Origin of the sequence: Streptomyces luteireticuli (assembly GCF_041519305.1) — a bacterium.
Classification (GTDB): domain Bacteria; phylum Actinomycetota; class Actinomycetes; order Streptomycetales; family Streptomycetaceae; genus Streptomyces; species Streptomyces luteireticuli.
In genome coordinates this window covers 3,822,142-3,834,053 of record NZ_CP167927.1, presented here as the reverse complement: position 1 = coordinate 3,834,053, position 11,912 = coordinate 3,822,142, and the positions used below count along the sequence as shown (strand labels likewise).

10 protein-coding genes and 1 pseudogene are annotated in these 11,912 nt (G+C 73.8%); 7 read left to right on the top strand and 4 right to left on the bottom strand.

All coding sequences use genetic code 11. From position 1 onward, the window contains the following. Window positions 1–146: 146 nt before the first annotated feature. Window positions 147–1,145: an RNA polymerase sigma factor RpoD/SigA gene (locus AB8735_RS16830; RefSeq protein ID WP_372408206.1), complete on the top strand. Its 999-nt coding sequence runs from the start codon at window positions 147–149 to the stop codon at window positions 1,143–1,145. A gap of 42 nt (window positions 1,146–1,187) precedes the next feature. Here AB8735_RS16830 and AB8735_RS16825 read toward each other — a convergent pair whose 3' ends face one another. Next, on the bottom strand, window positions 1,188–2,153 hold the full coding sequence (locus tag AB8735_RS16825) for a helix-turn-helix transcriptional regulator (RefSeq protein WP_372408204.1): 966 nt from the start codon (window positions 2,151–2,153) through the stop codon (window positions 1,188–1,190). A 104-nt stretch (window positions 2,154–2,257) separates the two neighbouring features. On the opposite strand from AB8735_RS16825, the gene AB8735_RS16820 reads away from it, so the two are divergent. Next, entirely contained in the window at window positions 2,258–3,748 is a 1,491-nt protein-coding gene (locus AB8735_RS16820) for an MFS transporter (protein ID WP_372408203.1), read from the top strand. 91 nt (window positions 3,749–3,839) lie between these two features. On the opposite strand, the gene AB8735_RS16815 is transcribed toward AB8735_RS16820, so the two are convergent. Further along, window positions 3,840–4,430: a GNAT family N-acetyltransferase gene (locus tag AB8735_RS16815; protein ID WP_372408202.1), complete on the bottom strand. Its 591-nt coding sequence runs from the start codon at window positions 4,428–4,430 to the stop codon at window positions 3,840–3,842. A 198-nt stretch (window positions 4,431–4,628) separates the two neighbouring features. On the opposite strand from AB8735_RS16815, the gene AB8735_RS16810 reads away from it, so the two are divergent. The 4 genes and pseudogenes from AB8735_RS16810 to AB8735_RS16795 form a co-directional block, all read left to right on the top strand. Beyond that, entirely contained in the window at window positions 4,629–5,399 is a 771-nt protein-coding gene (locus AB8735_RS16810) for a DeoR/GlpR family DNA-binding transcription regulator (protein WP_372408200.1), read from the top strand. Then, window positions 5,396–6,343, top strand: a complete 948-nt coding sequence (pfkB, locus tag AB8735_RS16805; RefSeq protein ID WP_344023189.1) for a 1-phosphofructokinase — start codon at window positions 5,396–5,398, stop codon at window positions 6,341–6,343. The genes AB8735_RS16810 and pfkB overlap by 4 nt, the downstream gene beginning before the upstream one ends. Window positions 6,344–6,395: 52 nt before the next feature. Then, window positions 6,396–8,297 carry a fructose-specific PTS transporter subunit EIIC gene (locus AB8735_RS16800; RefSeq protein WP_372408198.1) on the top strand — a complete coding sequence of 634 codons (1,902 nt, stop codon included), beginning with the start codon at window positions 6,396–6,398 and terminating at the stop codon, window positions 8,295–8,297. Window positions 8,298–8,384: 87 nt separating this feature from the next. Continuing rightward, window positions 8,385–8,849, top strand: a pseudogene (locus AB8735_RS16795) (ATP-binding cassette domain-containing protein); the annotation flags it as partial. Window positions 8,850–9,232: 383 nt separating this feature from the next. Here the strand turns inward: AB8735_RS16795 and AB8735_RS16790 are convergent. Both AB8735_RS16790 and AB8735_RS16785 read right to left on the bottom strand, forming a co-directional pair. Next, the gene (locus AB8735_RS16790) at window positions 9,233–10,423 is read right to left on the bottom strand and encodes a P1 family peptidase (RefSeq protein ID WP_372408197.1); all 1,191 of its coding nucleotides are present in this window, start codon (window positions 10,421–10,423) and stop codon (window positions 9,233–9,235) included. A gap of 22 nt (window positions 10,424–10,445) precedes the next feature. After that, window positions 10,446–11,681: a low temperature requirement protein A gene (locus AB8735_RS16785; protein ID WP_372408195.1), complete on the bottom strand. Its 1,236-nt coding sequence runs from the start codon at window positions 11,679–11,681 to the stop codon at window positions 10,446–10,448. A gap of 60 nt (window positions 11,682–11,741) precedes the next feature. Between AB8735_RS16785 and AB8735_RS16780 the strand changes: the two genes are divergently transcribed. Then, on the top strand, window positions 11,742–11,903 hold the full coding sequence (locus tag AB8735_RS16780; RefSeq protein ID WP_344023197.1) for a hypothetical protein: 162 nt from the start codon (window positions 11,742–11,744) through the stop codon (window positions 11,901–11,903). The last annotated feature ends 9 nt before the right edge of the window (window positions 11,904–11,912 follow it).

Below are 11,912 nucleotides of genomic sequence, written 5' to 3'. Positions count from 1 at the left end.
CGCGGCCGGACAGGGTACTGCATGATCGTAAAAATGAAGACGTCCCAGGGGAATTCTGTCCGGATTCCGGTCGTTCTTTCCTTCGGACGGGTTCGCTGGAGCGAGCCCCCACCATCCCGCGACCGTCTCATCGCAAGGGAGTACGCATGGCAACCCGTGCCGTCGCCCGTCGTCAGTCCGCAACCAGGGGCTCAGACCGGGCAAGCAGTGTTCGCGCCTCGGGCGGGGAGATCGCCGATCGCGACCTGGTCGGCATGTACCTGGACGAGATAGCGCGTACACCTCTGCTCGACGCCGCCCAGGAGGTCGAGCTGTCGCAGGCCGTCGAGGCCGGCGTCTACGCCCGGCAGCTCCTGGACGGCCTGGAGTCGGGCGGCCCCGGGGACGCCTCGCGCGAGGAGCTGGAGGCGATAGCCGCCGAGGGCACCCGCGCGAAGGACGTCTTCATCAAGTCGAACCTGCGCCTCGTGGTCGCCGTCGCCCGCCGCTACCCGCGCAGCGGTCTGCCCCTGCTGGACCTGATCCAGGAGGGCAACGCCGGTCTGGTGCGCGCGGTCGAGAAGTTCGACTACACCAAGGGCTTCAAGTTCTCCACGTACGCGACCTGGTGGATCCGTCAGGCGATCACCCGCTCGATCGCCGACCAGTCGCGCACGATCCGGCTCCCCGTCCACCTGGTCGAGGAGCTCGGCCGCATCCGCCGGGTGCAGCGCGAGTTCAACCGGGAGAACGGCCGCGACCCCGAGCACACGGAGATCGCCGAGGAGCTGGGCACCACCCCCGAGCGCGTCGGCGACGTGCTGGACTGGGCGCGCGACCCGGTCAGCCTCAACATGTCCGTGGACGACGAGGGCGAGACCCAGTTCGGCGACCTGCTGGAGGACACCTCCGCGATCTCGCCGGAGCAGTCGGTGATCGCCCTGCTGCGCAGCGAGGAGCTGGAGGGGCTCATCGGCCGTCTCGACCACCGCACGGCGTCGATCATCAAGGCGCGGTACGGCATCGAGGACGGGCGGGAGCGCACCCTCACCGAGGTCGGCAAGCAGCACGGGCTCACCCGTGAGCGGATCCGGCAGATCGAGAAGCACGCGCTGCTGGAGCTGAAGAAGATGGCCCACGACACGGGCTTCGACGCGGCGGCGTGACGCGCACCGAAGGCCCCCGGCACCCCGGGGGCCTTCTTCAGGTCACGGCTCTCCGGCCGCCCGGCTGATCCGCGCCCCCAGCGCGCGGATGTGCGCGACCAGCTCCGGCGGCCGGTGCACCGTGAACTCGCAGTCCAGCATGGCCAGCCGGAAGGCCAGCCACTCCAGCGGGTCGGAGACGTCCGCGTCCAGCCGGCAGGTGGTCCCGTCCACCGCCTCGGGCGTGCCCATCGTGCCCGGCAGCCGGGCCGCGACCGACTCGGCGGGGGCGTGCACCGTCACCACCAGCCGGTACGTCGGCCGGTCCCGCGCCAGGGAGCCCCGTATGAACGCCGCCGCGTTCTCGGCGGGGAGCTCGCGCGGCTCGAAGCGCGCCCCTGTGGGGAACGGCTCGCTCACCCGGTCCACCCGGAACGTCCGCCAGTCGTCGCGGTCGTTGTCGAACGCCACCAGGTACCACCGGCGTCCCGTGCTCACCAGGCTGTGCGGCTCCACGAGCCGTCTGCTCTCCGTGCCGTCCCCGGTGCGGTAGGCGAACCGCAGCCGCTCGTGGCCGGTGACGGCGGAGGCCATCGTGGTCAGCGTGCGCGGATCGACGGTCGCCCCGTCGCCCGAGGTCAGCGGCACGGTCGCGGCCTGGAGGGCGGTGACGCGGTGGCGCAGCCGGGACGGCAGGACCTGTTCGAGCTTGGCGAGGGCGCGGACGGACGCCTCCTCGATGCCCTCGACGGCGTGGCCCGCGCCCGCCCGCAGGCCGACCGCGATGGCGACCGCCTCCTCGTCGTCGAGGACCAGCGGCGGCATCGCCGCCCCGGCGGCCAGCCGGTACCCACCGACCGCCCCCATCGTTGCCTGTACGGGATAGCCGAGGTCCCGGAGCCGTTCGATGTCCCGCCGGATCGTCCGGGGGCTCACGCCGAGCCGCTCCGCGAGCTCGCTGCCCGGCCACTCGCGGGGGGTCTGGAGGAGGGAGAGCAGATTCAGCAGCCGTACGGGCGTGTCGGTCATGCCACACAGCCTGCCAGGGAACTAGGACACGGTTTGACCTAGTGGCTGGTTAACGTGGGGACACGCCTGGAAAACGAAGTGGAAGGCCCTGCACCGTGAGCTCCGTGAGCACCGATCCGCCCCTCGACCGTCGCCGCTGGATTGCGCTGGCCGTCGTGCTGACCGCGTCCTTCATGGACCTCGTCGACGTGACGATCGTCAACATCGCCATGCCCAGCATCAGCAAGGACCTGGGCGCCTCGTTCAGCGTCCTTCAGTGGATCACCGAGGGGTACGCGCTGGCCTTCGCCGCCGGGCTGATCACCGGTGGCCGGCTGGGCGACATATTCGGACGCCGGAAGATCTTCCTCCTGGGCATGTCCGGCTTCACCGTGGCCTCGATGCTCTGCGGTGTCGCGGCCGACCCGCACCTGCTGGTCGCCTCCCGGATCCTGCAGGGCGGCACGGCCGCGCTGATGGTGCCGCAGGTGCTGGCCATCGTGCACTCCACCTTCCCCGCCCACGAGCGCGGCAAGGTCTTCGGCATGTTCGGCGCGATCGTCGGCCTGGGCGCGGTCTCCGGCCCGATCCTCGGTGCGCTCCTGACCGAGTGGAACCTCTTCGGCCTCGAATGGCGGCCGATCTTCCTGGTCAACCTGCCCGTCGGCATCGCCGGACTGATCCTCGGCCGCCGCTTCATCTCCGAGTCCCGCAGCGCCGACGCGCTCAAGCTGGACCTGGTCGGCGTCGTCCTGGCCACGCTCGGCATCGTGATGTTCCTCTACCCGCTCACCCAGGGCCGCGAGCTCGGCTGGCCGCTGTGGGGCTGGCTGTCGATGGCCGGCAGCGCGGTGGTGCTCGCCCTGTTCGTCCGTTACGAGCGGCACAAGAAGGCGAAGGACGGCTCGCCGCTGGTCGAGCTCTCGCTGTTCTCCGTGAAGAGCTTCGCGGGCGGCATCGGGGTGCAGCTCGCCTTCGGCATCGTCTGCGGCATCTTCTTCCTGTGCTGGACGCTGTACATGCAGCTCGGCCTGGGCTGGAGCCCGCTGCGGGCCGGTCTGACCGGCATCCCGTTCTCGCTCGCGGTCTCGGTGGCCGCCGGCATGTCCGTGCAGAAGCTCGTCCCGCGCTTCGGCCGGAAGGTCCTCCAGACCGGTGCCCTCGTCATGGCGGCCGGCGTCCTGACCTACATCTGGGAGGTCGGCCACTTCGGTGCGGACATCCAGCCCTGGCAGATGGCGCTGCCGCTGGTCGTCATGGGCGCCGGCATGGGGCTCATCGTGGCGCCGCTCACCGAGGCGGTCATCGCCGAGGTGCCCCGCGAGCACTCGGGCTCCGCGTCCGGACTGATCAACACCACTCAGCAGCTGGGCAACGCGGTCGGCCTCGGCCTGGTGTCCGTGGTCTTCTTCGGTGTGCTCGACGAGGGCGCGGTGGCGGAGGGACGGGCGGCGACCGCCTTCGCGGACGCGTACCGGCACGCGATGTGGTGGGTCGCCGGGCTGCTCGGCGTCGTCCTGGCCCTGATGTTCGCGCTGCCGCGGCGCTCGAAGGAGGCCCCCGCCGAGAGCGAGGCGGTGGCCGTGGAGTCGGCGGGCGAGCCGATGGCGGCCTGAGCCGGCGGTACGGCGCGGCCCCGTCCGGATCCTTCCGGGCGGGGCCGCGCCGTTGTCGTATCCGCTGCCGTATCCGTTGTCGTATCCGCTTTCATATCCGCTCCTGCAGACGGGACTTGGCCGCGGGCCACTCGTCGCGGAGCATCGAGAACCAGACGCTGTCCCTCCAGCTGCCGTCCGGGCGGCGGACGTGGCGGCGGAACGTGCCCTCCTCGACGGCGCCGAGGCGGCGCACGGCGCGCCGGGAGCGCTCGTTCCGGTGGTCCGTCTTCCAGACGACGCGGCCCATGCCGAGGTCCTCGAAGGCGTGGGCGAGCAGCAGGAGTTTGCACTCGGGATTGACGGCGGTGCCCCAGTGGGCGCGGCCGTACCAGGTGCCGCCGATCTCCAGCTGCTCGCCTTCGACGGAGGCGTCGGCGTAGCAACTGACGCCGACGGCCCGGCCGGTGTCCCGGTGGACGACCGCGAACGGCACGAGCGCGCTCTCGGCGAGGTGGTGCGCGACGATCGCGCCCATCTCCTCCTCGGTGCGCGGGGTGCGCTGCCTCGTCCACCGCCAGACGTCCTCGTCACCACCGGCGGCCGCGAAGAGGTCGGGGGTGTGGGAGGGGGCGAGGGGTTCGAGGCGGATGTGACGGCCGGGGAGGGTGGTGGTGCGGGTGGGGAGGGTGGCGGTGATCATGCGCGGGACGGTAGTGGGGTTTCGTATTAGGGGCAAGGGGCGTTTGTCCTAGGGCAATTGAGGGCGTTGCGGTTTACGGGGTCAGGGGGTGGAGCCCTCGGTGGGATGTGGCGGCGAAGCCTTGCCCGCCCGCGTCCGCCCCTGTGTAAGCTGCCCGCCAAGCAAGCACACCCGGGCAGAGAACGGACTCAAACCAACATGTACGCACCGGAGCGCCAGCAGGAAATCCTCCGCCTCGCCCGCGCCGGCGGCCGCGTCGACGTCCTCTCCCTCGCCGACGCCTTCCAGGTCACCGCCGAGACCGTCCGCCGCGACCTCAAGGCGCTCGACCGGGCCGGTCTGCTCCGGCGCGTGCACGGCGGTGCCATCCCCGCCGGCCGTCTGGACTTCGAACCGGACCTCGCCGAACGCGAGGCGACGGCCGCGAACGAGAAGGACGCCATCGCCCGCGCCGCCCTCGCCGAACTGCCCGGCACCGACGGGAGCGTGATCCTCGACGCGGGCTCCACCGTCGCCCGCCTCGCCGCCCGCCTCCCCCTGGAGACCGGCCTCACCGTCGTCACCCACGCCCTCCCCGTCGCCGCCCGCCTCGCCGACCACCCCGGGATCGCGCTGCACCTCATCGGCGGGCGCGTCCGGCACCGCACCCGCGCGGCCGTCGACGCCTGGGCCCTGCGCGCCTACGGGGAGATCAAGGCCGATGTCGCGTTCGTCGCGACCAACGGCTTCTCGCCGGACGGCGGGCTCACCACGCCCGACCTCGCCGAGGCCGCCGTCAAGCGGGCGGCGGTCGCGTCGGCGCGCCGGGTCGTCCTGCTCGCGGACTCGGCCAAGTACGGGAAGCAGCACTTCGCCCGCTTCGGCGACCTGTCCGACGTCGATCTCCTCGTCACCGACGCCGGGCTGGACGACGACGCCGTCCGCGCCGTCGAACGGGCCGGCACGGCCGTGGTGCGGGCCGCCGCATGATCCTCACCGTCACCCCCAATCCCAGCCTCGACCGCACCTACGAGGTCCCCGGGCTGCGCCGCGGCGCCGTGCTGCGGGCCGCCGCCGACCGGGTCGACCCCGGCGGCAAGGGCGTCAACGTCTCGCGCGCGGTGGCCGCCGCCGGGCACCGCACCGTCGCCGTCCTGCCGCTCGGCGGCGCGGAGGGCGCGCTGCTGGAACGGTTGCTCGCCGCGCAGGGCATCGAGGTCGCGGGCGTCCCCGTGGCCGGCGCGACCCGGGTCAACGTCGCCGTCGCCGAACCGGACGGCACGCTCACCAAGGTGAACGCGGCCGGTCCCGAACTGACCGCAGAAGAGGCCGCGTTGCTGCTCTCCGCCGTGGGGGAGCGGTCGGCCGCGGCCGACTGGGTCGCCTGCTGCGGCAGCCTGCCGCGCGGCCTCGCGCCCGAGTGGTACGGGCGGCTGGCGGCCCGGGCGCACGCCACCGGCGCCCGGATCGCGCTCGACACGTCCGGCCCGGCCCTGACCGCCGCCCTGCGGGAACGGCCGGATGTCGTCAAGCCCAACGCGGAGGAACTGGCGGAGGCGGCCGGCCGGCCGCTGGCCACCGTCGGGGACGTGGCGGCGGCCGCCGGCGAACTGCGCGCCCGGGGCGCGCGGGCCGTACTGGCCAGCCTCGGCGCCGACGGACAGCTGCTGGCCGACGCGTCCGGTACGTACTTCGGGACGGCCCCGGTCGCCCGCGTCCGCAGCAACGTCGGCGCGGGCGACGCCTCCCTGGCCGGGTTCCTCGCGGCGGGGGGCTCGGGCCCCCGGGCGCTCGCCGCCGCGCTGGCCCACGGGGCGGCGGCCGTGCGGCTGCCCGGCAGCGCGATGCCGTCCCCGGCCGACCTCGACCCGTCCGCGGTGACCGTCACCACGGACGTCCCGCGGGACCGCGCCCTGACCGAGCCCGTGCCGTGACCCGCCCGTCCTCCGCCTCGTAGCCGCCGCTCGTCCCCCGAAGGAGCCCGCGATGAGTGAACTGATCACCGCGGAACTGGTCGACCTCGACCTGTCCGCCGACACGAAGGAAGCGGCCGCCCGGTCGCTCGCCGTACGTATGCGGGCTCTCGGCCGCGTCACCGACCTCGACGGCTTCCTCGCCGACGTGGCCGCGCGCGAGGCGCAGATGCCGACGGGCCTGGACGGCGGCATCGGCATTCCGCACTGCCGCAGCGCCCACGTCACCGAACCGACCCTGGCCTTCGGCCGTTCCGCGCCCGGGATCGACTTCGGCGCCCCGGACGGCCCCGCGGACCTGGTCTTCCTCATAGCCGCCCCGTCGGGCGCGGACGACGACCATCTGACGATCCTGTCGTCCCTGGCCCGGCAGTTGATGGACGAGGAGTTCACGGGGGCGCTGCGCGCGGCGACGGACGAGGCGGGGGCGGCGGCGCTGATCAGGGGGGACGGGACGGCGCCGGCCGCCGCGGCGGACGCCCCGGCGGACCGGCCGTTCCGGATCGTCGCCGTCACCTCCTGCCCCACCGGCATCGCCCACACCTATCTGGCCGCCGAGGCCCTGGAGCGGGCAGCGAAGGACGCGGGGGTCGGGATCGCCGTCGAGACACAGGGGTCGGCCGGGTTCACCCGGCTCGACCCGGGCGTGATCGCCGCCGCGGACGGGGTGATCCTCGCCCATGACGTCGAGGTCCGCGACCGGGACCGCTTCGCGGGCAAGCCCGTCGTCGACGTCGGGGTGAAGGCCGGGGTGAACCGGGCCGCCGAACTCGTCGCCGAAGTACGGGAGAAGGCGGCGGCGGGGCCCCGGCCCGCCACCGTGCCGATGGACGGCGGGGCGGAGGAGGGCGACGGGTTCGTCACCAGGCTGCGCAAGTGGCTGATGACGGGCGTCAGTTACATGGTCCCGTTCGTCGCCGCCGGTGGCCTCCTCATCGCGCTGGCCTTCGCGATCGGCGGCTATGAGGTCGACAAGGCGCCCTCGGTGGCGAAGCACTTCGTCTGGACCGAGTCCATGAGCTGGGCGGCGCTGTTCTTCCAGACGGGCGGTGCGGCGTTCGGCTTCCTGGTGGCGGTGCTGGCCGGGTTCATCGCGTACGGGATGGCCGACCGGCCGGGCCTCGTCCCGGGGTTCGTCGGCGGCGCGATCGCCGTGACGATCGGGGCCGGCTTCCTGGGCGGCCTGATCGCCGGTCTGGTCGCGGGCGCGGTGGTGACGGCGATCCGGCGGGTCGACGTGCCGGCGGTCCTGCGCGGGATCATGCCGGTGGTGGTGATCCCGCTGCTGTCCTCGGCGGTCGTCGGGTTCCTGATGTTCCTGGTGATCGGGAAGCCCCTCGCGTCCCTCCAGTCCGCGCTGACCGGCTGGCTGGGCGGTCTGTCCGGCACCAACGCCGTGCTCCTGGGCGCCCTGTTGGGCCTGATGATGTGCTTCGACCTCGGCGGCCCCCTCAACAAGGTCGCCTATGCCTTCGCCGTCGGCGGGCTCGCCGACCCGAACGACGGCAGTCTGAAGGTGATGGCCGCGGTCATGGCGGCCGGGATGGTGCCGCCGCTCGCGCTGGCGCTGGCGACGGCCGTGCGCGGACGGCTGTTCACCCGGGCCGAGCGGGAGAACGGCAAGGCGGCCTGGGTGCTGGGCGCGTCGTTCATCACCGAGGGGGCGATCCCGTTCGCGGCGGCGGACCCGCTGCGCGTGATCCCGCCGGCGATGGCCGGGGGCGCGGTCACCGGCGCCCTGTCCATGGCGTTCGGCTGCACGCTGCGCGCCCCGCACGGGGGCGTCTTCGTCGTCCCGCTGATCGGCCGGGCGCTGCCGTACCTGGGCGCGGTCGCGGCGGGGGTGCTCGTCGCCGCGGGACTGGTCGTCCTGCTCAAGGAGCGGCGCGCGCCGCTTGCGGCGAAGGCCGGTTGAGCACCCGGATTTGACGGTGTGCGACCGCTGTCCGCATCATTCCACTAAGGGGTTAGTGAAAGCAGGTGGAGGCGGGGAGGGCGGCACGTGACGGATCCAGAGGCCCTGGTGGCGTCGGGGCTCGGGCACCGGTTCCGCGGCGGTTGGGCGCTGCGCGACGGCGACTTCGCCCTGCCGGCCGGCCGCGTCACCGCCCTCGTCGGGCCGGGCGGGGCCGGCAAGAGCACGCTGTTCCACCTGGCGACGGGGCTGCTCCGGCCGACCCGTGGCGCACTGCGCGTGCTCGGTGCCGAGCCCGGCGGACCCGCCGTCCGCGGGCGCGTCGCGTTCCTCGCCCAGGACAAACCGCTCTACCCCCGCTTCACGGCCGCCGACACGCTCCGCTTCGGGCACGGGTCGGACCGGGACTTCGACCGGGCCGCCGCCGAGCGCATCGTGCGGTCCGGCGGCATACCCCTCGACGCCCAGGTCGGCACGCTCTCCCGCGGCCAGTGCGTCCGGATCGCCCTCGCGCTGGCCCTCGGCGAACGCCCCGAACTGCTGCTGCTGGACGAGCCGCTGGCCGGCCTCGACCCGCCGGCGCGCCAGGAGATCGTAGACCTGGTCCTGGCCGAGGCGGCCGGGCGCGGCCTCTCCGTCGTCCTGTCCTCACCGGTCCCGTCCGGGCTGGAGGGCGCCTGCGACCATGTGCTGCTCCTGCGGGACGGCGGCGTACGGCTCGTGGGCGACGCGCGGCGGCTGGTCGGGGAGCACCGGAGGATCACCGGCCGCACCGACCCGCGGACCGCGGACGGGCTGCCGGCCGCGCTGGACCGGAGCGCCGTCGTGCGGTCAGTCGTTACGGGCCGTCAATTCACCGCTGTTGTCCGGCATTCCGGTGTGCTCGACGGTCCATGGATCACCGAAACCCTCCCTCTGGAAGACCTCCTGCTCGCTCACCTCGCTTCCGCGGAAACGCCGGAATCTCCAGGACCGCCGGGGCCTTCGGGGCCGACGGGGCCTTCAGGACCGACGGGGTCGCCGGAAACGTCCCCGTACAGCTCGCGGTACGACGGGAAGACGCCCCCGGGGCCGTCCACCCCTTCCGCCGCCAACACCCCCTTGACCACTGCCCGTTGCAGTACGTCCGCGCCCGCCGCCAGGATGCCGTTCACCGCCCCGAGCGCGTAGTCCACCCCGGCCGGCAGGCCGTCCTCCGCGGGCAGCGGGCGCGTCCCGGTCGCCAGGACGAAGACCGTGTCGCCGTCCGTCAGCAGGTGCACCGGCCGGACCGCCCGGGCGAGACCGTCGTGGGCCGTGCCCGCGAGCTTCTGAGCCTGGGCGCGGGTGAGCGCCGCGCCCGTGGCGACCACCGCGATCGTCGTGTTGAGCGGCGGCCGCGCGGACGAGGCCGCCCGCCGCCCGGACTCCTCGCGCGCCTCCGCGAGCGCGGAGACCGCCGCGCGGTGCCGCTCCTCCGGCGGCAGGGACGCCCGGCGGTCCGCCCCGTACAGCACGCCCGTGTCCGGATCGACCACCGAACCTGCCGCGTTGACCACCGCGAGCGCCGCCACCGTCACCCCCGAGGGCAGGACGGTGCTCGCCGTGCCGACCCCGCCCTTCAGCCCACCGGCCACCGCGCCCGTGCCCGCGCCGACGTTGCCCTGCGCGACGGGCGCGCCTGCCTCCGTCCGGGCCGCCGCCTCGGCGGCCAGGCGGCCGAGCGCCGCGTCCGGACGGGCCCGCCAGTCGCCGCCGCGGCCGAGGTCGAACACGGCCGCGGCCGGGACGACGGGGACCACCTGCGACGGGTCGGGGCCGACCCGCACCCCGCGGCCGGCCTCCTCCAGCCAGGCCATCACCCCCGACGCCGAGTCCAGCCCGAAGGCGCTGCCGCCGGTGAGCACCACGGCCTCGACGCGCTGGACGAGGTTGCGCGGGTCGAGCGCGTCGGTCTCCTTCGTCCCCGGCCCGCCGCCGCGGACGTCCACGGCGGCCACCGCCCCGCCGGGCTCGGTGAGGATCACCGTCGTCCCGGACAGCGCACGTTCTCCGGTCAGTTGGGCGTGTCCGACCCGCAGGCCGGTCACGTCGGTGAGGGCGTCCCGGGGGCCCGTCGCGTTCCGGGCGGTGCTGGCATCAGTCATGCCGCCATGCGTATCACGCGTCTCACGACCCGGAAGCGGTCTCCCGGCCGGAAGCGGTCTCCCGGCGGTCCGCGGCATTCCGACGTGCCGTCAGCGTGACCCCCACCACGACCGTGACGGCCGCCACGCACCCGGCCGCGAGCACCGCCAGGCGCCCCGCGAACGTGCAGGCCAGGACGAGCGCCGCCGAGACCGGCAGCACCGACTGCTGCACCGGGCCGCGCTTCTGGTGCCGCGAGTGGATCAGCCACACCGTGAGCATGAACAGCGCCGCGGCCTCGGTGACGCAGGCCGACGCCGGGAACGTCGCGATGTGCGCCTTCCCGGTGGCCTCCTCGATCGCCACCTCGATGCCCGCGCCGATGGCGGCGGCCGAGCCGAAGACCAGGTAGTGCCCGTAACCCCAGAGAAAAGCCTGCTGGTTGGAGATCAGGCGCAGATGGATGGGGACCGCGAAGTAGATCCAGTAGGCGGCGAAGATGATCAGGAGTCCGCCGGCCGCGATGGGCAGCAGCGTGCCCAGCCCCCGGTGCTCGTCCACCGCCGACTGGACCGCGACCGTGGCCGCCGAGACGGTCTCGCCGAGCACGATGATGGTGAACAGCCCGTACCGCTCGGCGATGTGGTGCGGATGCCAGCCGGTCGGCTGCCCGTGCTCGGCCCAGACGGGGACGGCCATCTCGCAGACCGCCATCCCCAGGAACAGCCACGCCTTGGCGTGGGCCGGCAGGAACAGCAGGCCCAGCCAGCCGACTTGGCACAGGAACACCCCCAGCGCGTACCGCAGCGCGGTGCGCCGCTCCGCGCCCCGCGCGGAGAACGCCGCGCGCAGCCACTGGCTGACCATCGCCAGCCGCATCACCAGGTAGCCGAACCAGACGGCCCGGTAGTCGCCGGCGTCGAACGCGCGGGGGATGCCCGCGGCGAGGACCAGCACCCCGGCGATCTGGACCAGCGTCACCACGCGGTACAGGACGTCGTCCGTGTCGTAGGCGGAGGAGAACCAGGTGAAGTTCATCCAGGCCCACCAGACCGCGAAGAAGACCATCGCGTAGCCCTGGATGCCGTGCCCCGGGTGGCCCTCCGCGAGCGCGTGCACCAGCTGCCGGCCCGCCTGGGCGACCGCGACCACGAAGCACAGGTCGAAGAAGAGCTCCAGCGGGGTGGCCGTGCGGTGCTCCTCCTCGCGGCCGCGCGTGGTCATCCGGCGCAGCACGCCGGGGTGGCGCGGGAGCGGCCGCGGGGGCGTATCGCTCATGCGGCGATTGTCGCCGCCCGTGCGGTCCGTCGCGACCGGGGCGGCCCGTACCCTGGAACCATGAGCACCGCCCCCGAACCCAGGCCCGCCCTCGTCTTCGACGATCCGCTGGACCGTCCGTCCCAGGACGACACGGACCGGGGCTGGGGCGAGCGGCCGGCGGCCGATGCCGCCGCCGACCTGGCCCGCTTCCTGGACGAGAAGCCGCCGCACCACCTCTGAGCCACAGGG